Here is a 24,119-nt window from a genome sequence, read left to right as displayed (position 1 = left end):
CGCCCGGCGTCTGCGTTGCGCAGAGGCCGGGCGTCGGTGGGTAAGGCCTGGTTTTACTGGACGGTGACATTTCCGCCGAACTTGCCCATGACGAACCCGACAAACTCTCCGACGGTCATTTTCTGGCCGTTGAATTCCACCTGATTATTGGCGTAGTGCAGTTTGGCGACGACGTTATTGCCTTCCAGTTTTGCCAACTGCGTGCCGACTGCCATGCTGCTGAACATGTCGGCGGTGGCGGTGGCCTGATCGGCGATGAGCTTGGCGTCGGTCTGACCGTCGATTTGCGACTGCACGCTCAGCAGGTCAACGAGCATTGGCTTGGACACTTGCACGTTGACGTCCAGCAACGCGATCAGTTGTTGGGTTAACTGATCTGGCGGCAGGTCCATGGATTGTGGTTTGGTCAGGTCGAGCACCAGGTTGGCGCGGCTTTCGCCATTGGGGGTTTTGAACGACAGATTTTCCAGGGCGACCTGCGGGCCGGCGGCCAGCAGTTTCTCCAGGCCGGTTTTGACTTGCGCCTCTTCGGCCGGGGTCAAGACCAACTCTGGGGCCGGTTCACCCGCAGCAACGGCCTCAGCAGCGGCCTTCTCGTACGGCTGCAGTTTGGTCTGGTAAATCTGCATCAACGACAGGGTGGCCGGGATGTCGAGGTTCTTCAGGCTCATGGCCATCTGTGCAGACCCGACAGCCTTGCCGTCCAAGGTCACCTCACCCACCTTGTAATCGGCACGCCCCGAAGCGCTGGTGCCCGATTCCTCGGTCTGGTTCTTCATTTCAAATTTCTTGAAACCCAATACCGACTGCTTGGCGCCGAAGGTGGTCTTGCTGTCGGTCAGCTCGACGGTGTTCTCGCCGGTGTAGTAACCGTAAGTGCTTTTTGTCAGGTTGCTGGCCAGGGTCAGGCCATTCAGTTCGACCTTCACCGGCGTCTGATCTTCGGCGACCGTGCTCAGCGTCAGGCTGTCCATGTAGCCGTTGGCCTTGACCTTCTGCGCTTGAGCGCTGGCGGCGACATCAAGGTTCAGCCCGGAAAATTTCAGGCTGGACTTGTCGTCAAGCGCGACGTCCAGCGGCAGCAATTGGAGGGTGCCGTTGGTGGAGTTGTCGTAGCCGATGTTGACCACGCCCGTCAGAGGGGATTTGTCCTTGGCAGCGGCGAACCACTTCTCGGTGGTCGGGGTTCTTTCCAGTTCGTAGTGACTGGTGGCCAGGACTGGCAGCCATTTCAGCGACACCAGGCGCGAAAACGGCAGCGGACCGTGTTCAATGTGATCGACAAACAGCAGCTCCACCGGGGCTTCACCGAACATCTCGCCTTCGCCCTTGAGGCGGTAGTGCGCGGTGCTGCTGAATACATTGCGCTCCAGCGACACCAGTTCCAGCGACGCCTTGCCCTTGGAACCGACCAGCGCGGTTTGCAGCTCTTTGTTGGCATCGGCGATCGAGGTGTTCAGCACACCTTCGAGTTTGGTCCCGGTGTACCAGGCACCGCCGGCGCTGATTGCACCGATGGCGACCACAATTCCTAGAAGCACGCCTGCTGATTTATTCATGAATGGCCCGATCAATGTCCGTTGTTGAAGGTGTGGTCGTCTTCCCTGAACCCCTGACGGGTTGCGGTCACGACTGCGCTAAAAGTGCGATGCAGATTAGCATCAGGCGCACCGGGCAACCCAATGATTAAAGGTTAAAGAGTGTCTATGGACCGCTCACAAGGATGGAGAGTTTCAGCGGGCATTAAATCGCCTTCGCGAGCAGGCTCGCTCCCACATGGGTTATGTGTCGATTACAAATCCCATGTGGGAGCGAGCCTGCTCGCGAAGGCGTCAGTACAGGCAACATCAATTCAGGAATACTGAACCTCAATCTCATCCAGCTGATGATCAAAGCTCTTGAGCCGTGCGGTCCATGTATAGACCAGCACTTCGAAGTCGCGATTGATCACCGCCGTGCCGCTTGGGGATTCCGAGCGCGGGTCGCAGAAGTCCAGTTGATAACGTTCGCGGGCCATGGCGTTGGCGACATCGGAGAGTTCACGGGCGTTGTTGAGCCAGTGCCAGCCGTCCTCGGCCATTTGCTTGTCCAGCGCCTGGCATTGTTTTTTCAGGGTTTCGAGGCTTTTTTCCAGCGGCGTGCCGGTGAGTTCGCCCATGACTTCCTGGAACGTGCGCCCCGGTTGCCAGTAACTGCCCCAGAAATACCGATCGAACACCGTTTCGACACGGCGCAGCGCGACCTTGGTGTCCCAGATCAGCACCAGGGTCTTGCCTTGTTCGAGTTGTCTTTTTTTGATGCGCAGGCCCTGAACGGAAGCCCAGGCCACCACCACGATCGCCATCACGGCAATCAGTGCCGCGGCGCTGTCGAGAAACACCAGTGCCTTGTCGATCTGGTGGGCCAGCATGATGCCGTAGAAATAGGTGGCCGACAGCAACACCAATGCCGCTATAGCGCACCAGAAGCCGGGAGCATAAGGGTTTTTCATTATTCGAATCCCCATGACCATCGCGAGCCTTGATTGATGAGATCGTCGCGCGACCTCATCAAATCAAAGCATAGCAACGGCCTCAGGGTTTGCCGGGCTGTGACGCTTGCGTTCGTCCGCTTTCCCAGCCGCCGCCCAATGCCAGGAACAAATCGATCTGGCTCATGGCAACTTGCGTGTTGGCAGTGGCCAGTTGCGCCCGCACATCGGTGTAGGTGCGGGTCGCTTGCAGGTCCGCCAGGAACGATGCGCGACCGGCCTGGAAGAAGCGGTGGGTCTGGTCTGCCGCCAGTTGCGCCGATTGCTCGGCGTCGGCCAGCGCATCGCGACGTTGCAACAACGCGGAGTACTGGGCCAAGCCTGTCTGGGTTTCGCGGATGGCGTTGAGCACCACACCATCGAAACGTGCCAGCGCGCCTTGGGTGGCGGCTTCAGCCTCGCGAATGCGTGCGCGGGAGCCGTTGGACGGCACGGTCCAGGTCAGCAACGGGCCGAAGCCCCAGCGATTGGTCGCCGGTTTGCCGAGGTTTTCCAGGATGCCGACGGTACCAACGGTCGCGCCGATGCTGATGTCCGGGTACAACTCGCCGGTGGCAATGCCGATGCCGGCGGTCGCGGCAGCCAGTCGTCGCTCGGCCTGTCGCACATCGGGGCGGCGCTTGAGCAACGTTGCGCCGTCACCCACCGGCAACAATTGCGCAATTTTCGGCAGTTCGGCGCAGCGGTCGGTGCCGGCCGGCAGTTGGTCCAGCGGTTTCGCCAGCAGCATCGACAACCGGAACAAACCGGCCTGACGCGCCGCCTCATAGCGCGGCATGTCGGCGCGCAAGGATTTGAATTGGGTTTGTGAGCGGGTGACCTGGGTTTCATCGCCACGCCCGGCGTCGCGCAAGCGCTGGATCAGCGTGGTGCCCTGGGCTTGCAAGTCGAGGGAGTGCTGGGCGATTTCCTGCTCTTCGTTGGCCGCACAGACTTGGGTATAGGCCCGAACCACATCGGCCACCAAGGTAATCCGCGCCGTATCCGCCGCGGCTTGAGTCGCATCGGCATTGGCTTTGGCTGCCTCGATGCCGCGCTGCAACGTGCCAAACAGGTCGAACTGATACGAGGTGGTAATGCCAATGTCGCCGACGTTGGCCACCGGCACTTTCTCCGGTAGCAAGAACGCTTCACCGGACTCCTGCAAACGCTGGGCGCCGATCTTCACGCCGCCGCTCCAGCCACCTGCCGCTTGAGCCTCATCGACCTGCGCGCGTGCCCGGGAAAGGTTCGCCGCCGCTACGCGCAAATCGGTGTTGGAGGCCATGGCCTGCTGGACCAATTGATCGAGGCGCGGGTCCTGATACAAGCGCCACCAATCGCTGGGCACCGGTGCCGAGACGACATTTTTGCCGTTCACCGCCAAGTCGCCCTGCAAGTCTTCACGGTGTACCGCGGCTTCGTCCGGCAACCGATAATCCGGCCCGACCACCTGACAGGCTGACAACAACAGGCCTAATCCGGCGACAGCCAAACCCGAGGCCCTGCTCATTTCGCCGGCTCCCGGGTTTGATCGTCAATGATCGATACCGTGGCGGTACGCCCGGCGATCATGCGGAAATCCGCCGGCACGTCATCGAAAGCGATCCGCACCGGAATCCGTTGCGCCAGCCGCACCCAACTGAACGCCGGGTTGACGTTGGGCAGCAGGTTACTGCCGCTGCTGCGGTCGCGGTCTTTGATGCCGGCGACGATGCTTTCCACATGCCCGCGCAGACGAGCTCGGTCGCCGATGACCCGAATATCGACACTCTGGCCGACATGAATGCCGTCCAGTTTGGTTTCTTCGAAATAACCGTCGATGTGGAACGAATTGCTGTCCACCACCGACAACACCGGGCGCCCGGCCGTGACAAATTCCTGAGCCCGCGGTGCCCGGTCGTTGACGTAGCCATCCACCGGGCTGCGGATGGTCGAGCGGTCGAGGTTGAGCTGTGCGCTGTCCACGGCCACCTGAGCTTCCATCAACGCCACTTCGGCGCGGGCCACCCGGGACTGGCTTTCTTCCAGTTGCTCACCCGGCACCAGATTGCCGAGGCCACGGTTACGCTTGGCTTCGCGTTGCGCCTGCGCCAGGGTTTCCTGACGGTCGGCGACCGCTGCCTTGGCCTGACGCAAGGCCAGTTTGAAACGGTCCTGATCAATGCTGAACAGCACCTGGCCACGCTTCACCGGTTGGTTGTCACGCACGTCGACGCGCTGGATCAACCCGGACACGTCCGGTGCGATCTGCACGATGTCGGCGCGGATGTGGCCATCCCGGGTCCAGGGCGCGAACATGTAATACATCACCATGCGCCAGACCACGACGACGGCGAAGCTCACGATCAGCAGGGTCAGGACCACGCGACCGAGGGTCAAAAAAGGTTTTTTCATGTCATCAGGTATCGACTGAGTGAGTCCACGGCGCCGAGCAGCACAGCGTAGAGAGCCACGTTAAACAATGCCCGGTGCCAGACCAGACGGTAAAAGTGCAGGCGCGTCAGCAACCCGTGCACCAGCAGGTAAAACATGTACGTAATGCCCATCAGCACCAGCAGCGTGGGCAGGAACACCCCGCTGAAATCCAGATCACCGATCATAAAGGCGCTCCATCAATGCCATGGGGAAGCGGTTCTTCGAGCTCGCCGTTGCCGACGAATTCCACCCCTGGCAGCAGCGACAGGCGCAGACCGCTCAGGGCATGCAGTAAATGCAGACGAGCGCCCTCATCGCACGCCGTGTTGAGGGCACGACGGGTGCGGTCGAGGGTCATCAGCAGCGGAGTCGGCGCCGGCAAACGTTCGCCAGCCTTGAGGCAGGCTTTGAAATACTCGCCGACCTCGGCCACCACCTGGTGCAGCAGCGCTTGCGGCACGCCGAGGACTCGCGGTGTGTAGGCCAGCAAATCCAGCAGATTCAGCGCCACGCGCACTTCCCGCAGGGCGATGCCGGTGTCCTGGCCGGTCATGGCCAGGCGCGGCAAGTGCTGCATCAGGCGATCGAGCATCTGCACGCCCAAGTGCCGGTGCTCAGACAACGTGGCCGGCTCGGTCAGGCTGACAATGTCGCGCCAGCTGAAACGGGTCAGACGCTTGGCCGCCAGTTCAGCGCCGAACGGCCGGGCGATCAGGGTCCAGACGAAGGCGAACAACAAGCCCACGGGACCGGCCAGGTTGGAGTTGGCGAAGCTGAGGAAATCCGCGTCGTAGGCGCCCTGAATGCTGATGAAGGACGAGGTGTTGACGAGGGTCAGCAGCATGCCCAGATAAAACTGCGGCTTGACCGTCAGGGTGCCGATGCAAATGAACGGCACGGCAAATGCCAGCACCAGCATCGGGAAGTCATGCAGGTTGGGCAGGACCAGAAACAGATAGAGGCTGGCGAACAACACCGACATCGCCGTCCAGAAAAAGAACCGGTAGATCTGCGGTGCCGGGTCGTCCATCGACGCGAAAAAGCTGCACGCCACCGCCGCCAGAATCACCGCGGCGCCACCGTCGGTCCAGCCGAGCAGGATCCACAGTACCGAGGCGACGATGATGGCGCTGACCGTGGACGCCGCCGAATAGAGCATCAACCCACGGTCGAGAAACGGCGACAGCCGACCGAGCCGCCAGTGCCGATAGACCGCGCGCCAGTTGTCCTGGCTTTCGCACTGGATGGCGTATTGCAGGCTGCGACAGTCCTGCCACACATCGATCCACTCACCGAGGCGATACAGGGCATTTGAGAACAGCAGCTGCTTGCGATCATCCAGCGCTTCGGCGGACGGTTGCAGCGCTTCGAGTTGATCTTTCAGTGCTTGCCAGCGCTCCAGGTCGGCGTCTTTGTGGTCGAGCCATTCGGTGGTCGCGGCCAGCAGCGGCGCGAATTTATCCACAAGCTCGGGCGTGCGCCGCTCAAGGGCATAAAGCGCGTCGTCGAAGGCGTCGATCACTGGCAGCAGGTGAATCATGCGCCCGCGCAGTTCCTTGGTGTTGCGCACCGTTTGCGGCCGCGCGCCTTCATGGGGCAACTGACCAATCATCAATTCCAGCGTGTTGAAGGTCGCGACCATCGAGGAGCGTAGCGCGCTGACTTCGTCCGGCTGCACGTTGCGGCGGAGGAAACGCAGGCTGTAAGTCGAGGCATCGGCAAACCATTTGTTCACCGAATCATTGAACACCGGCGCCAGCCGCCGAGGCCAGAACATGGCGCCGACCACCGCCGCCACGGCGATGCCGAGGAAGATTTCTTCCGTCCGCGCTTCGGCCACGTCCCACACCGCCAACGGGTTATCCACGACGGGCAGGGCGATCAGCGGCAAGGTGTACCCGGCGAGCATCAGCGCGTAGCTGTTGGCGGTGCGCAGGTGCAGCGACAGGAACAGCAGAATCCCGGTCCACAGCGCAATGACCACCACCAGCACATAGGGGCTCTGGACAAACATCGGCACGAAAAAAACCGCCGCAGCGGCACCGAGAAGGGTGCCGACAGCGCGGTACAACGCCTTGGAACTGGTAGGGCCGACAAACGGACTGGAGACGATGTAGACCGTGGCCATCGCCCAATAAGGCCGGGGCATTTGCATGAGCATGGCGATGTACAGCGCAATCATCGATGCCGCGAACGTCCGCACACCGTAGAACCAGTCCCGCGCCGGGGGAACGCCGGTGAAAAAACCGCTCAAGGGTTCACCACCGGCAGATGATTAGCCGATTCAAAAGCCTTCAGTACGCGCAACGCCGCTTCCAGATCACTCTGATCAATTCCTTCGAGCACTTCATGGCGCAAACGCACCAGCTCGATTTCGACGGCTTGCACCAACTCACGACCCGTCTCGGTCAGGCTCAGGCATTTGGCGCGCCGGTCATGGGCGTCTTCGGTACGGCAGACGTAGCCGGCGTGACACAACTGATCCAGCAGGCGCACCAGGGACGGGCTCTCCATCCCGGCTGCCTGCGCCACCGTCACCTGCCGCACACCCTCGCCCAAACGCCCGATCATCAACAACGGAACGGCACAGGCTTCGGAGATTCCATAGTTGACCAGCGTGGTCTGGCAGATCCGGCGCCAATGCCTGGCGGCCACCACCATGGAGCTGCTGATGTTCATCTGGAGAGCGTCGAGGTTCTTCGGCACGAGGGGAGACACACAGTTAGTTTGCTAACTATCAATATGGCATTGGAGGGGAAAGCTGGTCAAGTTTTGAAACAAATTGGTGGGCATGACCCATGACTAGCTTCGGCAGGAATCGCCGTAGCACGAAACTGCGTAACGCTTTGCGACCGGACCGAGACTTAACCAATGACTAAACCTCCTGAATCAGAATCTGAAAACACCCTGGATTCTGCATACTCAAAGCAGTACCGCGATTTCCTGCAAAGGAAAGTGGACGCGGCACGGCTATCACAGCGTCAAGGCCAATACTTCAGCGATGAAGAGATCGAAACTGAATTTGCCGCCAAGCGGGCGCAGGCGGCGGAATAAGAAAGGTCGGGAGACTATTAACGTTTCTTGGCTCGGTCGTAAACAGCGCTACGTTCACGCTTGCCCACTGCCACTACCGAAACGACCACACGCTCATCAATAACTTCGTACACCAACCTGTACCCCGATGAGCGCAACTTGATTTCGTAGCAGTCAGGCATTCCATGTAGTGAGTCTGACGGTACTCGCGGGAGCTGAAGTCGCTCTGCCAGTTTCTTTTTGAATTGCTCGCGCAGCGTATGACCCAGCTTGTCCCACTCCTTGCGTGCGGACGGCAGGAATTCGAGCTTATAGGTCATCCAAATTTACCGGGATCGGTGTCTCGTGCCTGCGTGAGCGAACAATCTCCGCCAGATCAAGATCATCGAGTCGCTCCATCATGCACTCGAAAACATCGGCCGGAACCATGTAGCCCATGACCCGATTGTGATTTAGCACTGCCACAGGCCCGCCATGGGCGCCGTTCAGTACTGCTGATGGATTTTTCTTCAACTCAGACACGCTTACAGCGATGTCGGCCAAAACATTTTGCATAATTAAGACCTCAATTTAGGTCTCGATTCTGGTCCATTCACGTTTTATGAGCAACCTAGAAAAACTCTAAAATTGGATTTGCACTCAGATTTTTTTACCGCTCACCAGTTTTTTGCACATTTCAGTCATTTTGCTCAGATTTTTACACCCCCCGCCCCTTCCTCAACAGCACATTCAACTGATCCACCACCTCCGCCCAATCCGCGTCATCCAGAATATCGTCACGCAAAAACTGCGCCTGGCTCTTGCTCCAGAAAAAAGCATCGGCCAAATGCAGTTCAGGCTTGAGCGGTGAGTGGGTGGCGATGAATTGGTCGATGCTTTGGGCGTCATCGGGCAGGCCGAGTTGTTTGAACAAGGAAGGGAGGCTGTGGGTTGGGGATTCCATGTCGGGCTCCTTTTTTATGGCAAATGATTGGGTGACTGCTGCGCAGTCAATCGCGAGCAGGCTCGCTCCCACAGGGACACGCGGTCAACTGTGGGAGCGAGCCTGCTCGCGAAGGCGATGTAACTGATACCGCAAAACTCACTGGCTCAACTCTCGCACCTCCGCATGCGGCACCATTTTCAGAAACTCCGGCATATTCATGTGCAGCAGATTGGTGTGGTTGCCGGCTTCCAGGTAGATGTCTTTCTGGCGGGTCAATAGCGGGTCGATGACCACGTCGAGCCCATAGGACTCGCCCAGGGCTGGCACGGCGCCGCGTTCACAATCATCGAACAGGTGCGGCAGGTTGCTTTCCCGGGAGACCTGCCATTCGCCACTACTGCGAACTTTGCTCAGGTCCAGATGGCGGCTGGCGGGCAGCACAGCCATCAAGAAATGCCCGTGTTGGTCGTCGAGGATTACCGACTTGGCCACCCGTTCGGCAGGAATGCCCGCAAGCCGTGCGGTTTCAAGGCTGCTGGCCGAGTGCGGGTGGGAAACGATGTCATATTCGCAGTGCGCCTTCTCCAGGCTGTTCTGCAGGGTTCTTGCCATACGCATGATGCACCTCGGTGTCCGCAACAACTGTTCGCAGACGATGGTTAAACCTTTTCTCTCCACTAAAAGTCTAGGCCCGCTGGCGCAACCGCGCGGGAAATCCGCCCGCCGGGTCAACGTCGAAAACTGATCAAAATTCGTCCAATCAAGAGCTCGGCTAGACTGTATAAAGAACCATCAATGACTCTCCCGGAGGGTCACGTGAACACTCGTTGTTGTGCAGTTGCGCTGCTGTTGGCCTTGAGCGGATCGGTAGGCGCGGCGGACACCGTTTTCCTGCTGGTGCCCAACCCCATCGGGATCTGGCTGATCACGTTCGGCATCGCGTTTCTGATCGCCGAGGCGGCCTTGCCCAATTACGGCGTGATCGGTCTGGGCGGCATTGTGATGTTCGTGATCGGCGCGGTGATTCTGACCAACACCGAGGTGCCTGTTCCGTTGATGATCGGCTTGGGCCTGATCAGTGCCCTGTTGCCGATCTTCCTGCTGATCCACGCCCTGAAAACCCGACCGCGCGAAAACGTCAGCGGCGATGCAGGACTGGTGGGTAGCGTGACCCAGGTGATGTCGCTGGCCGGCAATGCCTATAACGGCTGGGTGCACCTGCAAGGCGAAAAGTGGCAAGTACTCAGCGCCACGCCGCTGCAACCCGGGCAAAGGGTCCGGGTGGTGGCACGCAAGGGATTATTGCTGGAAGTGGCCGCGGCTGACGCGGCACCGGGTGGAGAATAACCATGGGCCTGCAACTGGGTTTTGCCGCGCTGCTGTTACTGGTGATTGCACTGGCGGGGTCGACCTTCCGCATCCTGCGCGAATACGAGCGCGGGGTCGTGTTCCAGCTCGGGCGCTTCTGGCAGGTCAAAGGCCCCGGCCTGATCCTGCTGATTCCGGTGGTCCAGCAAATGGTTCGCGTCGACTTGCGTACCGTGGTCCTCGACATACCGCCGCAAGACGTGATCACCCGCGACAACGTATCGGTCAAGGTCAACGCGGTGCTGTATTTCCGCGTTCTTGATCCGCAGAAGGCGATCATCCAGGTCGAAAACTTTCTCATGGCCACCAGCCAACTGGCCCAGACCACCTTGCGGGCGGTGCTCGGTAAACATGAGCTCGATGAATTGCTCGCCGAGCGTGAGCGGTTGAACGTCGACATCCAGCAAGTGCTCGACGCCCAGACCGACGCCTGGGGCATCAAGGTCGCCAACGTCGAGATCAAGCACGTGGACCTCAACGAATCGATGGTCCGCGCCATCGCCAAGCAGGCCGAGGCCGAGCGGGAACGCCGGGCCAAGGTGATCCATGCGGAAGGCGAATTGCAGGCCTCGGAAAAACTCATGCAAGCCGCTGAAATGCTCGGGCGCCAGCCTGGGGCCATGCAGTTGCGGTATATGCAGACCTTGAGTTCGATTGCCGGGGACAAGACGTCGACGATCGTCTTTCCGTTGCCGATCGAGTTGCTCAAGGGCATGGCGGATTTGTCGTCAAAACCTTGATGGCCCCCAAAAGATCGCAGCCTTCGGCAGCTCCTACAGGTGTACGCCGCGCCCACGTAGGAGCTGCCGAAGGCTGCGATCTTTTGACCTTCCCCATAGACACCAACGTCCGGTAGCCCCGTCGGAGATTTCCTTCAAGTTGTAGTGGTGTTGGTGAACTTGTTACGACCCAAACCCAGGTCTAGTCTGGCTTTGTCACTGAATAAACGGTGACACGGACGTGCAAGTCCGACGAAACTGTTTAGGGCGCAATTGCCATGGCTCATTGCTTTATGGCGGCTGCGCGCAGGAGATCCTCGGATCTGCTGGGTGTCCTAAACAGTCCCGGTCTTGCACACCTGCGCACGGCCGCCACCCAATTCGCGTGCAAGCGAACGGTGACGGCTCCAACTTAACTGTTTAGGAAATTTTATATGCTCAAAGTAACGCCTAATCCTCCAGAGAACTCTGGAACCGATTCCAAAGATTCTCTCGAAGACGAAAAACTCAAAGAAGCCGCAGACCGCGCCTTCGCCCACTACTTCCCCCCGACCACGGAAAAACCGCCCAGACACCGCAAAGGCAACCTCTTCACCGTCGCCCCCGATGTCAACACCGAAAGCCTTCTGGCCAACGCCTCCGAAGACCTGCTGTCCATCAGCGCCATCGCTGCCAATCTGGCGGACGATGTGGACGGGACACGTCGCTCGGTAGCCCTGGCGCTCAGCCGCATGGCCGATGGCGTGCAGTTGCTCGTAGAGCGAGCGCTGGATCATTGGGAGGAGTCGGAAATCATGCAGGCCCGGGTCAAGGTTTAGTCGGGCAGATTTGTGGTGAATAGGGTGAAAAAACCGGCCTCGGCCGGTTTTTTCGATTTATAGAAACGAATTAGCGCTGTGCCGACTCCGCCAACGGATACACCGATTCCCATCCCCCACCCAACGCCTTGTACAAACCAACCATCGCCAGCGACACCCCGGTCAAACTCTCCACAAATTGCTCTTGGGTCGCCAACAACGCGCCTTGCACCGTCAGTACGTTAACGAAATCCACCACCCCTTCCACGTATTGCTGTTGCGCGGTGCGCAGGGCGATCTGGTTTTGGCGGACGGCTTCGGCAAGGCTGTCGCGGCGCAGTTGGCTGGCGTTATACGCGATCAGTTGATCGTCGATTTCATGCCAGGCGCGCAGCACGGTTTGCTGGTAGGCGATGGCGGCTTCCTGTTGTTGGGCTTCGCGCAGGTGCAGCACGCCACGCAAGCGGCCGCCATCGAACAGCGGCAAGCTGAATTGCGGGCCGATACCGAACGAGCGTGCGCCCCAAGAGCCGAAATCGCTGAGTTGCATGGCTTGCGATCCGATGTTGCCAGACAGGGTGATCCGCGGATAGAAATCGCCCTTGGCCACGCCGATGCTCGCGGTCGCGGCATGCAGGCGGGCTTCGGCCTGGCGAATGTCCGGGCGGCGTTCGGCCAGTTGCGACGGCAGGCCGATAGCAACCTGACGCGGAGTTTGCGGCACCGGGGCGTCAGTGGATAACTCGGCATGCAGCGCTTGTGGCGGCTCGCCCATCAGCAGGCTCAAGGCGTTGATCAGTTGCGACTGGCGCTGCTCCAGCGCTGGCAGACGCGATTCGATGGCCGCTACCTGGGCGGCGGCTTCGGCGACGTCCAGGTCGGTGGCGACGCCGTCGGCCAGGCGCAGCTGCGAGAGTTTCAGGCTGTGGCGGGCGACGTCGAGGTTCTGCTCGGTGACGGCGCGCGTACTTTGCACACCGCGCAGCTGAATGTAGTCCTGAGCGGTTTCGGCCAGGACTGACAGCAACACGCCGCGTCGGTCGTTTTCCGCGACTTCCAGGGTGGCGTCGGCCGCTTCGGTTTCGCGGCGCACACGGCCCCAGAAATCCAGTTCCCAGGATGCTGAGAAGCCTGCGTCCCACAGGTTGAACGCCGAGTCACCGTTGTACCCCGACGGATCGTTCAAGCCTTCGCCGCTGTTGCGTTTACGCCCGTAGCTGCCAGTGGCGGCGGTGTTCGGGTAACGGTCGGCGGTGATCACCTGACGCACGGCGCGACTTTGCTGCAAACGGCTACCGGCGAGTTTCAGGTCGAGGTTATCGGTCAGGGCACGTTGAGTCAGGGCCGAGAGTTTTGGATCGCTGAAAACCTCCCACCAGCGCTCGTCCATGGTCTCGGCGATGGCTTGGCTTTCGGCAGCCTTTGGTGGTTTTGACCATTCGGTAATTTGCTGTGGCTCGGGTTTGTGGAAGTCCGGGCCGACGGTGCAGGCGGAAAGGCTCAAGACGAACAAGGCGCAAAAGGTGAGTTGAGGCCACCGGCCTCTTCGCGAGCAGGCTCGCTCCCACAGGGGAATGCATTTCAATGTGGGAGCGACGGTGCGACGATTCGACCTGCTCGCGAAGGCGCCAGCCCCGGCAACAAAAGTCTTCATCGTTGAGCAACCTCATGCTCGCTCGCACCGGCAGTATCAATACTCGCCTCAACCGACATCCCCACGCGCAACCGCTCGGCCAATACCTGACCCGGATCGAGGACGATTTTCACCGGAATCCGCTGCACCACCTTGGTGAAGTTACCGGTGGCGTTGTCCGGTTTGATCGAGGCGAACGTCACACCCGTGGCCGGTGCGATGCTCTCGACGCGACCGCTCAGGGCTTCGCCGCCGAGGCTGTCGACACGCACTTGCACGCCCTGCCCCGGTTGCACGTCTGTCAGCTGGGTCTCCTGAAAATTAGCGACCACATAAGCCTGCGCAAGCGGCACCACCGCCAGGATTTTGCTCCCCGGCGTGACATAGGCACCGACCCGAACGGCGCGTTCACCGACCATACCGTCCTGCGGTGCAACGATGCGCGTGTAGGACAGCTCGTAGCTGGCCATTTCCAGCGCCGCTTGCGCCCGTTTCAGCCCTCCTTCCGCCGCGTCACGCTGGGCGGTGAGGATGTCCACCTGCTTGCGCTCCGCCGCCAGCACCGCCGTCACGTTAGCCAGCCGCGCGGTGGCCTGATCGATGCGAGTCCGCGCTTGTTGAGCGTTCTGCACAGTGCCGGCGCCCACCCCGGCGAGATGGTTGTAGCGATTCAATTCATGCTCGGCGAAGGCCATTTCAGCCTTGGCCGACACCACAGTGGCCTGGGCCTGAGCGATCACCGAAGCCTGGCGCTCAAGGGTCGCACGGGCATGTTGCAGTTGCGCCCTGGCCACCAGGGTTTCAGCGTCAGCGGCTTGAGCGGCGGCACGCAAATCCCGGTCATCAATCAACGCCAGCAACTGCCCGGCCTTGACCTGCTGGTTGTCCTCCACCAGCACTTCCTTGATGAACCCGGCCACACGCGGCACCACCAGCGTGAAGTCCGCCGAGACAAAGGCGTCATTGGTGTTTTGCTGCGTACGCTTGCCGAACAGGCCGGGTGCCAGCAGATAAATCAGTAGGCCGAGCGCCACCACCGCGGCGACGCCAACGGCCACTTTTTGCTTTGATTGAGTCGTCATAAAAACCTTCTGTTTCAGTGGAGCATTCAAGTCGGTGCACGCGGCGGATAGGTCCGCGTCGGCAGCCAGAAAATCAGCAGGATCAGCGCCAATGCGACGCCGGCCATGCACAGATATAGATCCGATGCCGTCAGCACCACGGCCTGCTCATGCAGTCGGTGGGCAAGGCCCTCGCTGTCGCTGTCGACCAGGGGTAAATTGCCGAGGTTGTCCACCAGCATCATCGAGTGGAAATGCAGCCTTGAGGTGGTCAACGCCTCCAGCACGCCAATGGCGACCACCGCCGCCAGGCCTTTTACGGTGTTGAACCAGGCCGAAGCGAAGGGCCCTTCCATCGGGCTGATGCTGCCGGTAGCGAGCATCAACAGCGGCAGCACCGCCATCGGCTGACCGAAAATTTGCAGCAGTTGCAGCACGTAGAAATCGTCGCGAATCCACACCGACGTCAGCTGCGACCCACCGAAGCAGGACAGCGCGAGCATGCTCAGACCGATCCCCAACACCCAGCGACAGTCGACCCAGCGCAGGTTGCACAGCGCCGCCACCAACGGCAGCGCAATCAACTGCGGCAGCGCCGCCAGCAGCATGATCGGCGCGGTCTGAACCGGGCGATAACCCTGCACCTGCGCCAGGTAACTGGACGGAATGATGACCACCGCCAGCAGCACCACCAGCACCCCGGCCAGGGTCAGCAAGGCGAACGACAGGTTGCGGATGCCAAGCATCTGCATCTTGAAAAACGGAACCGGTTGCGACCATTCGTTGATCAGGAACAGCACCATCAGCAGCAACCCACCCCCGAGCAATCCGCAGATCAGTTTCGACTCGAACCAGTCCAGCCGATTGCCTTGCAAAATGCCGATCACCAGCATGCAGATCGCCGGAAACCCCAGCAGCAAGCCACGCCAGTTGAATTGTTTGAAGCGTTCCAGGCGCAACGGGTCCTGGGGCAATCCATAAGCCACCGCCGCCATAGCGATGAGGCACGGTGCGATGATTTGCCAGAAGGTCCATTGCCAGCCGACGTATTCGGTCCACAACCCGGCCAGCGGAGTGCCGAGCCCTGGGCCGAACGTCGCGGTCAGGGCATAACCGGCCAGACCATAAAGCTTCACGTTGGCCGGTAAAAAGCGCAGCGCGACGGTCATCAGCATCGGCGGCAACGCGCCGCCGGCCAGGCCTTGCAAGGTGCGCATGACCAGCAGGCTTTCGTAGCTTGGCGCGAACGGGCACAACACGCCCAACAGGGTGAATGCGCTGATGGCGCAGAGGGTGAACCGTCGCAACGAGAACGTCACCGAGCACCACGGCGCGAAGGCCATGGCGGCCACCGAGGTCGCGGTGTAACTGGCAACCAGCCAGGTGCCTTCGTCGTAGCCGATGGCCAACGCACCGCGGATGTCAGCCAAGGCAACCTTGGTCACCATTTCGTTCAGGCCCGACACCAGCACCGCCAGCAACACGCCCACCAGGCCGATGATGATCCTCGGACCAAAGACCGGTGGCGTGACGGCGACTGGGGTGGCCGCGGCGAGAGGTGCCGTGACCGTGAGGGAAGTCATGACTTAAAGCTCCGGGGTTTGAATACCGAAGCATTTTAAGAAGCGCGGGACCTTACGAAAATTGACTTATCGGAAGCTTATAAGTGCACCAGACGCAATGATTCCGTCATAGATCAAAAGATCGCAGCCTTCGGCAACTCCTACACGGTTTCGCGTACATCTGTAGGAGCTGTCGAAGGCTGCGATCTTTTGATCTTCAAGGTTGTGCGGCCAGCCATGTTTCGTCGCAGCAACTCTTAAGGGTTTCACGCAGCCAGCGGTGCGCCGGGTCCTTGTCGAAGCGTGGGTGCCAGGACTGGGTCAGCATAAGGGTCGGCAGCGGAATCGGCAGGGTGAAGGATCGCAGCTTCAAACCCAGGCGCTGAACGCTCAGCAATGCCTCCTTAGGCACCGGCAGAATCAAATCGGAATCAGGCAAGGCAAACATCGCCGCGTGGAAACTCGGCGCAATCACTGCCACCCGCCGCTCGAGCCCCAAGGCATTGAGCGCGGTATCGATCGGGCCACGGGCGATGCCGCGACGGGACATGCTGATATGGGAAAACCCGGCGTAACGCTCGGCCGTGATCTCTTCGTCGAACAGTGGATGGTCTTCGCGAACCAGGCCGACGAAATGTGTAGAGAACAAATTCTGAATCTTTACTTCCGGGGTCAACGGCCGCGTGTTGCTGACGCTCAGATCAATCCGCCCTTCGCGCAGCGCCTCATCATCACCATCGCCTTCCGGCACAAAGCGCAGTTCGCAGTGCGGTGCCTGGCGATCGAGGGTGTCGAACAACTTGCCGCCGTATACACCGACGAAAAAGTCATTGGCGCGGATGTTGAAACGGCGCCGTAACGAGCCCAGCTCCACCGCATCGGCCGAGCGAAACAACAACGCGGCCTGTTCCACCACGTCCCGCACCTGTTCGCGCAACGCCAGCGCCTTGGGCGTCGGCACCAAACCACGACCGGCACGCACCAGGATCGGATCGCCGATGGCCTCGCGAATCCGCGTCAGGGTCCGGCTCATCGCCGCCGGGCTGAGGTTCATGCGCCGCGCAGCACCCACCACACTGCCCTCGTCGAGCAAGGCATCGAGGGCGACCAACAGGTTCATGTCCGGGAGTTGCATGCTGAGCACTCGTGTCTGATCTGGATTGATTCAGACGCAATGCTAGCAGATCAAAAGATCGCAGCCTTCGGCAGCTCCTACCTGGATATGCGTACGCCCGTAGGAGCTGCCGAAGGCTGCGATCTTTTCATTCAACAAATCAACGCTGCATCCCCCAACGCTTCACCGTAACCCGCTCCAGCGTGTCGAACACCAGATTCTCCACCAGCAAGCCGATCAGGATCACGACCGCCAACCCGGCAAACACCTTGTCGGTATACAGCTCATTACGGTTCTGGAAGATGTACCAGCCCAAGCCACCCTTGCCGCTGGTGGCGCCGAACACCAGTTCGGCGGCAATCAGCGTGCGCCACGCAAACGCCCAGCCGATTTTCAGTCCGGCGAGAATCGATGGCAGCGTACTCAGCAGATCACGGCCGAACTGTGTCGACACCGCCAAGGTGGTCAGGGCAAACGCCAGAACGATGCCGATCAGGTAGCCCTTGAGCAGCACCACCAGGGAAATCCACACCTTGCCCAGCAACTCGCCACTGAGCAGACCGTCATACAGCGCGCTGCCGGTTTGCAGAAAACTTGGCAGCAGCAGGTCGTTGTTCTGAGCACGAGCTACCACTTCCCACAGGACCGCGAGCAAAATCAGGACCAGGCTTTTGCGCACCCAGTCCTGTTGCCAGAGGCGCTGACCGAGCGGTAACTCCCATTCCAGCGGCACACTCGTGAGCGGCTGCAACACTGTTTCAAATTCTTCACGCGGGGATGATAAAAGGCTCATCGGGCACTCCTCTCAATGGCTCAATAAGCGATGCGGATGTCGGAGAAATCCAGCTCACGCTCGGTTTCCGGGGACTGACCTTCATCGAACAACAACCGATGAATGCGTCGCGCAGATTCCTGGAACGCCACGCCACCGAGGCTGTGCAAATCGTATTGATGGCTGTGGACTTCCGCCCGCACCCGCCCCGGATGCGGCGACAACAACAGAATTCGATTACCCACCACCAACGCTTCTTCAATGGAGTGAGTGACGAACAGCAGCGTGAAGCGCACTTCTTCCCAGAGCAGCAGCAACTCTTCCTGCATCTTGCGGCGGGTCAGCGCATCGAGGGCGGCGAAGGGTCGTCCATCAAGAGAATTTTCGGCTGCATGGCCAACGCCCGAGCAATCGCCACACGCGCCTTCATGCCGCCGGACAAGGTATGCGGGTAGGCATCGGCAAACGCCGCCAGACCGACCTTGTCCAGATAGTGCAGCGCTCGCTCCTCGGCCTCTTTGCGCTTGAGCGTCCTGGACGCGAGCAGCGGAAACATCACGTTCTGTTTGACGGTTTTCCACGGCGGCAGTTGATCGAATTCCTGAAACACCACGATCCGGTCTGGCCCAGGGGCATTAACGGTTTGCCCCTGAAGACGGATTTCCCCTTCACACGGCTGGATGAACCCGGCGACAGCCTTGAGCAACGTTGATTTGCCGCAACCGGACGGACCGAGCAGCACAAAGCGGTCCGCCGGATCGATCTCGAAACTGACCTGATGGGTCGCCCGAACCACCCGCTGAGGCGTGCGGTATTCGAGGCTGACGTTGTCGACCGACAGCAGCGCTTGGGCTGCCGCGATCGGTTTGCTGACCGTGTGGCCTTGCAAAGGGGCGTTCATCTCGGTCAGCTCCCTTGCAGCGGTTTGGCGTCCTGGAAGAAGTAGTCCTTCCACGAATCAGGTTTGTTTTTGATCGCGCCGACGCGGTAGAGGAACTCGGCCAGCGGGTAAGTATTTTTCGGCGTGACGCTGAATTCGAACTGTGGGTTATCGATGATTTTCAGCAGCGCGGCACGGTCGATTTTGGCCTTGGTGACACGGATGTACGTGTCAGCCGCCGCGCCTTTATCGTTCTGGGCAAACTCGGCAGCCTCAGTCAACGCGTCAACGAATGCCTTATAGGTTTTCGGGTTCTCGTCGCGGAATTTCTCGGTGGCGAACAGCACCGTCGGCGAGTTCGGACCGAGCACGTCATTGGAATTCAGCACAACGTGCACCTTAGGGTTGGCCAGCTCTTGATCCTGGAACGGTGGATTGGAAAAGTGCCCGGTCAACTCGGTGCCGCCAGCAATCAGCGCCGCTGTGGCGTCGGGGTGCGGAACGGCGATGGTGTACTTGTCGAGACGATTGAATTCCTTGTCGCCCCACTGCTTGGCGGCCGCGTATTGCAGGATGCGCGACTGCACCGACACCCCGACCGCCGGCACCGCGATGCGGTCCTTCTCGGTGAAATCGGCGATGGTTTTGACCTTGGGATTGTTGCTCACCAAGTAGTAAGGGAAGTTGCCGAGGGAGGCCACGGCTTTGACGTTCTGCTTGCCGTGGGTGCGGTCCCAGATGGTCAGCAGCGGACCGACGCCGGCACCGGCAATGTCGATGGAACCGGAGAGCAGCGCATCGTTGACCGCCGCACCACCGGAGAGCTGGGTCCAGTCGACCTTGATGTCGATGCCTTCCTGCTTGCCGTACTTCTCGATCAAGTTTTGATCGCGCACCACATTGAGCAGCAGGTAGACGATGCCGAACTGCTCGGCGATGCGAATTTCACCTTCAGCGTGGGCCTCGGTCGGTGTTACCAAACTGCCGGCGATCAGGCTGAAACCCAGGCCGATGGCCGCGGCCAACGGTGCAAATGGAAGACGTTTGGACATGAGAGTTTCTCCGACAAATCAGAAAGGCGCGTCGCCCTGGATGGTGGTGCGATACAACTTGCGGCGCAGGTCGCTCGGGCACCCGGCGGCAAGATGAATCAGCGAACGGTTGTCCCAGAACACCAGGTCGTGGGCCTGCCATAGATGGCGATAGATGTTTTGCGGCAGCACGCTGTGGGCGTAGAGCTAGGAATTGCTTGAGCACATGGATCTGCAACACGCCAAAACGACGGCTGAAGGCGATGTGCTGCTCGGGGGTAATGCGCTGGTCGCGGAGCACCACGACGTGATGATCCAGGTGCGCGCGGTGGGTGCGGGCGAAGTCCTGATCATTGATCGGGCGGGACAGGTCGAGGCCAATGATTTCGGCACCAACGGCGCCACTGAAGGGGCGGATGTCGAAGGTTTGCGGCGCGATGTTCGCGGCGCTTGGGGAAGCCGTTGCTGCAGATATAAATCACTCCCACGCACGGCACGCTCAAGGGCGCGCGCGTCGATCAAGAAACTCACGGAAGTCCCGTGTTGGTTCGTGTCGTGCGGCGCGCCGATTGGTCGGCAGGTACGCAGGAGAATGACTTTATAGATATAAGAACTGAAATTTAAATACCGTTAGCGAATAACGATATGGGATTTGGTTGCGCCGTTCTTGAGGCCGTCTTCGCGAGCAGGCTCGCTCCCACAGGGAATTTGTGACCAGCACAGAACCCATGTGGGAGCGAGCCTGCTCGCGAAGAGGCCGTCAGCCGCGCAAGAGATCTACCGCTCGTGAAGCGCCTCGGCACGCGCCCGGATAATCGGTTTCAGCAGGTAACTGAGAACGGTCTTCTTACCCGTGATGATGTCCACCGAAGCCACCATCCCCGGGATGATCAGCAACGGCTTTTCATCCGTCCCCAAGTGGCTGCGATCGGTACGCAGTTTGATGATGTAGTAGGTGGTTTTTTTGTCCTCGTCGGTGAGGGTGTCGGCACCGATCTGCTCAAGCTTGGCTTTGAGCCCACCATAAATGGTGTAGTCATACGCGGTGAACTTCACCGTCGCCTCTTGCCCCGGATGCAGGAAGGCAATGTCTTGCGGGCGAACTTTCGCCTCAACCAGCAAGGTGTCGTCCAGCGGCACGATTTCCACCAGGTCGCTGCCCGGCTGGATCACGCCGCCGATGGTATTCACCAGCAATTTGTTGACGATACCGCGCACCGGCGATGTCACCAGCGTCCGGCTGACCCGGTCTTCCAGCGCCTTTCCGGTGGCCTGGGCCTTGTTCAGATCAGTGCGTGCTTCGTTGAGTTGAGTCAGTGCTTCGCTGCGGAATTTGCCACGAGTCTCGTCGATCTTGCGCTGCACTTCCTTGATCGCCGATTGGGCGCGAGGAATGGCCAGGGTGGTCGCGTCCAGTTGCCCGCGGGTTTCAACCTCGCCGCGCTTGAGTCGCAGCACTTCAACCGGCGACACGGCGCCCTGGGCCACCAACGGCTCGGACATGTTGATTTCCTGACGCTGCAACGCGAGAGCGTTACGGTATTGCGACTGTTTGGAGGTGAACTCGCGCAGCTCCTGCTGACGCTGGATCAACTGCTCCTCCAAACCACCAATTTCATCGTACAGCTGCTGACGGCGACTGATGTACAGCGACTCCTCGCTGGCCGCCTGGCCGGGTACGGCTTTCAGCACGTCAGCGGGGAAGTTCAGCGGACGGTCATCGACTTCCGCACTCAAGCGCTCTACTCGCAGCAGCATGGACAGCCGATCGGCTTCGGTTTCGCCGACGTTGGAGGCGAACCGCGTATCGTCCAGGCGAATCAGCGGCGCGCCAGCCTCGACGATCTGCCCCTCGGTCACGAACAACTCGGAGACGATACCGCCCTCAAGGTTCTGGATTTTCTGGATCTTGGACGAGGGAATGGCCTTGCCGTCACCCTTGGTGACTTCGTCGACTACCGCGAAGTTGGCCCAGAGCAAAAGGAACACAAAGAAGCCGATGATCGCCCAGATGGTCAGCCGCACCACACGAGGGGCGTCTTCGATCAGCGCTTTGTTGACTTCGGGAAGTGGCTGGCCATGCAGCGACTCGGTGCCTTTGAAGTAACGGCCGATCGAATTCTTGAAACCCGACTTAAGCAACACTGATCTGCCCCTTTTTCAACGCTTCCATTACTGCGGCTTTCGGGCCGTCGGCGAGAATCTGCCCGCGGTCGATGACGATCAGGCGATCCACCAGCGACAACAGCGAAGCCCGGTGCGTCACCAGCACCACGGTCTTGTTTTCAACCACCGCCGCGAGGCGTTGCTTGAGCCTTTCTTCACCGGTGTTGTCCATGGCGCTGGTCGGCTCGTCGAGCAGCAGGATCGGCGGGTTGAGCAGCAACGCACGGGCCAGGGCAACGTTCTGGCGCTGACCGCCAGACAGGTTCTGCCCTCGCTCGCCGACTTGCAGTTCATAACCTTGCGGGTGCAGACGGGCGAATTCGTGGACGCCGGCCAACTCGGCAGCTTGCAGCACCATTTCGTCTTCTACGTAGCGCGCGCCCGACACGAGGTTGTCGCGCAGGGTGCCGGCCAGCAGCTGGATGTCCTGGGCCACGTAACCGATGTTGTGGCGCAATTCGCTGACGTCGATCTGGCGGATATCGACGCCATCCACCAACAGCGCGCCGTCGTCCGGCTGGTAAAGACCTACGAGCAGTTTGGCCAAGGAGCTTTTACCCGAGCCGCTGCGACCGATAATGCCGATCTTCTCGCCGGGCTTGATGATCAGGTTGATGTTCTTCAGCGCTGCGTTTTGTTGGTTCGGGTAAGTGAAGTTCATCTGCCGGCACTCGATGGCGCCTTGCAGGACCTTTCGACTCAGTGGACGTTCCTCGAAGTTGCGCTCTTGCGGCAGCTCCATCATCTGATCGACCGACGTCATGGTCACCCGCGCTTGCTGGTAACGGGTCAGCAGGCCAGACAGCGAAGCCAGCGGGCTGAGCGCGCGGCCGCTGAGCATGTAGCAAGCAATCAAACCGCCCATGCTCAGGTGACCGTCGATGATCTGGTACACGCCGAAGACGATCATGATCACCCCGGCCAGTTGCTGGATCAGCAAGGTGATGTTCATCGCCAGGCCGGAGAGCATTTTCACCCGCAACTCGAGGCGGCTGAGGGTGCCGATGGTCTGCTCCCACTGATATTGACGTTCGCTTTCGGCGTTGTTGACCTTAACCGCATCGAGGCCGGCGAGGGTTTCGATCAGGCTCGACTGTCGCTCGGCGCCCAGGGCCATGGTCCGTTCCATGGTCGCCACCAGCGGTTTCTGCAGTGCATAGCCGATCAGCAAGGCAATCGGGAACGCCAACACTGGAATCCACACCAGATGGCCGCCGAGAATCGCAATGACCATGAAGATCAGCAACGTAAACGGCAGGTCGATCAGGCTGGTGAGGGTCAGTGAGGCGAGAAAGTCCCGCAGGCTCTGAAACTCATGGATGTTCTGGGCAAAGCTGCCGACCCGCGCCGGGCGGTACTTCATGGCCATACCGACGATGCGCTCGAACAACGTGGCCGAAATGATGAGGTCGGTTTTCTTCCCGGCCAGGTCCAGACAGAGGCTGCGCAGGCTCTTGAGGATCAGGTCGAACAGGTAAGCCCCGGTGATACCGATGGCCAACACCCACAGGGTCGATTCGGCCTGGTTCGGCACGACGCGGTCGTAAACGTTCATCACGAACAGCGGCGCGGCCATGGCAATGATGTTGATCAGGAAACTGGCGGCGATGGCGTCGGCGTACAGCCAGCGCGAACGCTTGAGGGTGTCGCGAAACCACGAGCGCGCGCGCGGGATCAGCGTGCCGTGATTGACGTCGAATTTGTGCTGGGGTTGAGCGAAGAACACTTTGCCGATGTAGTCATCGGCCAGCAGTTCGCGGCTGACAACGCTTTCGCCGCCATCGCTTTCGCTGAGCAGCAGCCGCGCCTGATCGTCACCTAGCCAACCGAGCAGGACGGCACTGCGACCATCCTTGAGCAGCAACAGCGCCGGCATGGCAATCGCCGGGATCTGCTCCAGTTTGCGTACCAGCACCCGCCCTTGCAGGCCGGCACGAGCTGCCGCGCGAGGTAACAGTTCAACACTCAGACGCTGCTTGGGCAACGGCAGGCCGGTGGTCAACATCGCGGCGCTGGCCGGTTTCTGATGCAGGGTGCACAGAGCCAGCAAGCCGTCCAGTAACGGATCGTCGTGCAGCGCGCGTGGATCATGAATGAGTTGAACTCGACTGACTTCTGATTCCACGCTCGG

Annotated in this window: 23 protein-coding genes and 2 pseudogenes; 4 read left to right on the top strand and 21 right to left on the bottom strand. The window is 60.2% G+C overall.

What is annotated here, in order from left to right; translation table 11 throughout:
- Positions 1 to 53: 53 nt before the first annotated feature.
- The 7 genes from ACYZTX_RS02355 to ACYZTX_RS02325 form a co-directional block, all read right to left on the bottom strand.
- On the bottom strand, positions 54 to 1,559 hold the full coding sequence (locus tag ACYZTX_RS02355) for a YdgA family protein (protein ID WP_462032788.1): 1,506 nt from the start codon (positions 1,557 to 1,559) through the stop codon (positions 54 to 56).
- Positions 1,560 to 1,852: 293 nt separating this feature from the next.
- Entirely contained in the window at positions 1,853 to 2,491 is a 639-nt protein-coding gene (locus ACYZTX_RS02350) for an NADH:ubiquinone oxidoreductase subunit N (RefSeq protein WP_462032787.1), read from the bottom strand.
- Positions 2,492 to 2,573: 82 nt separating this feature from the next.
- Positions 2,574 to 4,022 carry an efflux transporter outer membrane subunit gene (locus ACYZTX_RS02345; RefSeq protein WP_462032786.1) on the bottom strand — a complete coding sequence of 483 codons (1,449 nt, stop codon included), beginning with the start codon at positions 4,020 to 4,022 and terminating at the stop codon, positions 2,574 to 2,576.
- Entirely contained in the window at positions 4,019 to 4,906 is an 888-nt protein-coding gene (locus ACYZTX_RS02340; RefSeq protein ID WP_462032785.1) for an efflux RND transporter periplasmic adaptor subunit, read from the bottom strand. Before ACYZTX_RS02340 ends, ACYZTX_RS02345 begins: the two co-directional genes overlap by 4 nt.
- Complete coding sequence (locus ACYZTX_RS02335) at positions 4,903 to 5,112, bottom strand: DUF1656 domain-containing protein (protein ID WP_462032784.1); 210 nt, start codon at positions 5,110 to 5,112, stop codon at positions 4,903 to 4,905. Before ACYZTX_RS02335 ends, ACYZTX_RS02340 begins: the two co-directional genes overlap by 4 nt.
- Positions 5,109 to 7,181 carry an FUSC family protein gene (locus ACYZTX_RS02330; RefSeq protein WP_462032783.1) on the bottom strand — a complete coding sequence of 691 codons (2,073 nt, stop codon included), beginning with the start codon at positions 7,179 to 7,181 and terminating at the stop codon, positions 5,109 to 5,111. The genes ACYZTX_RS02335 and ACYZTX_RS02330 overlap by 4 nt, the downstream gene beginning before the upstream one ends.
- A complete protein-coding gene (locus tag ACYZTX_RS02325; RefSeq protein WP_462036974.1) occupies positions 7,178 to 7,606 on the bottom strand; it encodes a MarR family winged helix-turn-helix transcriptional regulator in 429 nt (142 codons plus the stop codon). Before ACYZTX_RS02325 ends, ACYZTX_RS02330 begins: the two co-directional genes overlap by 4 nt.
- A 192-nt stretch (positions 7,607 to 7,798) precedes the next feature.
- On the opposite strand from ACYZTX_RS02325, the gene ACYZTX_RS02320 reads away from it, so the two are divergent.
- Positions 7,799 to 7,981 (top strand): hypothetical protein, encoded by a 183-nt coding sequence (locus ACYZTX_RS02320; protein ID WP_462032782.1) that lies wholly within the window; start codon positions 7,799 to 7,801, stop codon positions 7,979 to 7,981.
- Positions 7,982 to 7,998: 17 nt separating this feature from the next.
- On the opposite strand, the gene ACYZTX_RS02315 is transcribed toward ACYZTX_RS02320, so the two are convergent.
- The 4 genes from ACYZTX_RS02315 to ACYZTX_RS02300 all read right to left on the bottom strand — a co-directional run bounded on the left by ACYZTX_RS02315 (position 7,999) and on the right by ACYZTX_RS02300 (position 9,503).
- Positions 7,999 to 8,280: a type II toxin-antitoxin system RelE family toxin gene (locus ACYZTX_RS02315; RefSeq protein ID WP_462032781.1), complete on the bottom strand. Its 282-nt coding sequence runs from the start codon at positions 8,278 to 8,280 to the stop codon at positions 7,999 to 8,001.
- A complete protein-coding gene (locus tag ACYZTX_RS02310) occupies positions 8,270 to 8,515 on the bottom strand; it encodes a type II toxin-antitoxin system Phd/YefM family antitoxin (protein WP_462032780.1) in 246 nt (81 codons plus the stop codon). The genes ACYZTX_RS02315 and ACYZTX_RS02310 overlap by 11 nt, the downstream gene beginning before the upstream one ends.
- Positions 8,516 to 8,657: 142 nt before the next feature.
- Positions 8,658 to 8,903 (bottom strand): DUF2789 domain-containing protein, encoded by a 246-nt coding sequence (locus tag ACYZTX_RS02305; protein WP_462032779.1) that lies wholly within the window; start codon positions 8,901 to 8,903, stop codon positions 8,658 to 8,660.
- A gap of 138 nt (positions 8,904 to 9,041) precedes the next feature.
- A complete protein-coding gene (locus tag ACYZTX_RS02300; protein ID WP_462032778.1) occupies positions 9,042 to 9,503 on the bottom strand; it encodes an aminoacyl-tRNA deacylase in 462 nt (153 codons plus the stop codon).
- A gap of 198 nt (positions 9,504 to 9,701) precedes the next feature.
- Between ACYZTX_RS02300 and ACYZTX_RS02295 the strand changes: the two genes are divergently transcribed.
- From ACYZTX_RS02295 to ACYZTX_RS02285, 3 genes are all read left to right on the top strand, one after another.
- On the top strand, positions 9,702 to 10,232 hold the full coding sequence (locus tag ACYZTX_RS02295; RefSeq protein WP_462032777.1) for an NfeD family protein: 531 nt from the start codon (positions 9,702 to 9,704) through the stop codon (positions 10,230 to 10,232).
- A gap of 2 nt (positions 10,233 to 10,234) precedes the next feature.
- Positions 10,235 to 10,993 carry a slipin family protein gene (locus ACYZTX_RS02290; RefSeq protein WP_462032776.1) on the top strand — a complete coding sequence of 253 codons (759 nt, stop codon included), beginning with the start codon at positions 10,235 to 10,237 and terminating at the stop codon, positions 10,991 to 10,993.
- 413 nt (positions 10,994 to 11,406) lie between these two features.
- Positions 11,407 to 11,790: a DUF6124 family protein gene (locus tag ACYZTX_RS02285; RefSeq protein WP_462032775.1), complete on the top strand. Its 384-nt coding sequence runs from the start codon at positions 11,407 to 11,409 to the stop codon at positions 11,788 to 11,790.
- Between the two features lie 70 nt (positions 11,791 to 11,860).
- Here the strand turns inward: ACYZTX_RS02285 and ACYZTX_RS02280 are convergent, their stop codons facing one another.
- The 10 genes and pseudogenes from ACYZTX_RS02280 to ACYZTX_RS02235 form a co-directional block, all read right to left on the bottom strand.
- On the bottom strand, positions 11,861 to 13,423 hold the full coding sequence (locus tag ACYZTX_RS02280) for an efflux transporter outer membrane subunit (protein ID WP_462032774.1): 1,563 nt from the start codon (positions 13,421 to 13,423) through the stop codon (positions 11,861 to 11,863).
- Positions 13,420 to 14,484 carry an HlyD family secretion protein gene (locus ACYZTX_RS02275; protein ID WP_462032773.1) on the bottom strand — a complete coding sequence of 355 codons (1,065 nt, stop codon included), beginning with the start codon at positions 14,482 to 14,484 and terminating at the stop codon, positions 13,420 to 13,422. Before ACYZTX_RS02275 ends, ACYZTX_RS02280 begins: the two co-directional genes overlap by 4 nt.
- Positions 14,485 to 14,510: 26 nt before the next feature.
- Positions 14,511 to 16,046, bottom strand: a complete 1,536-nt coding sequence (locus ACYZTX_RS02270) for an MFS transporter (RefSeq protein ID WP_462032772.1) — start codon at positions 16,044 to 16,046, stop codon at positions 14,511 to 14,513.
- Between the two features lie 196 nt (positions 16,047 to 16,242).
- On the bottom strand, positions 16,243 to 17,160 hold the full coding sequence (locus ACYZTX_RS02265) for a LysR family transcriptional regulator (protein ID WP_462032771.1): 918 nt from the start codon (positions 17,158 to 17,160) through the stop codon (positions 16,243 to 16,245).
- Between the two features lie 139 nt (positions 17,161 to 17,299).
- Positions 17,300 to 17,932 (bottom strand): ABC transporter permease, encoded by a 633-nt coding sequence (locus ACYZTX_RS02260; protein WP_462032770.1) that lies wholly within the window; start codon positions 17,930 to 17,932, stop codon positions 17,300 to 17,302.
- 20 nt (positions 17,933 to 17,952) lie between these two features.
- A pseudogene (locus tag ACYZTX_RS02255) lies at positions 17,953 to 18,812 on the bottom strand (ABC transporter ATP-binding protein).
- A 5-nt stretch (positions 18,813 to 18,817) separates the two neighbouring features.
- Positions 18,818 to 19,843 (bottom strand): ABC transporter substrate-binding protein, encoded by a 1,026-nt coding sequence (locus tag ACYZTX_RS02250; protein WP_462032769.1) that lies wholly within the window; start codon positions 19,841 to 19,843, stop codon positions 18,818 to 18,820.
- Positions 19,844 to 19,861: 18 nt separating this feature from the next.
- Positions 19,862 to 20,297, bottom strand: a pseudogene (locus tag ACYZTX_RS02245) (TauD/TfdA dioxygenase family protein).
- A gap of 302 nt (positions 20,298 to 20,599) precedes the next feature.
- A complete protein-coding gene (locus ACYZTX_RS02240; protein ID WP_462032768.1) occupies positions 20,600 to 21,967 on the bottom strand; it encodes an HlyD family type I secretion periplasmic adaptor subunit in 1,368 nt (455 codons plus the stop codon).
- Entirely contained in the window at positions 21,957 to 24,113 is a 2,157-nt protein-coding gene (locus tag ACYZTX_RS02235) for a type I secretion system permease/ATPase (protein WP_415758437.1), read from the bottom strand. The genes ACYZTX_RS02240 and ACYZTX_RS02235 overlap by 11 nt, the downstream gene beginning before the upstream one ends.
- Positions 24,114 to 24,119: the final 6 nt, after the last annotated feature.

This window comes from Pseudomonas sp. MDT1-17 (assembly GCF_054898105.1).
This window is presented reverse-complemented; position numbering and strand designations above follow the sequence as displayed.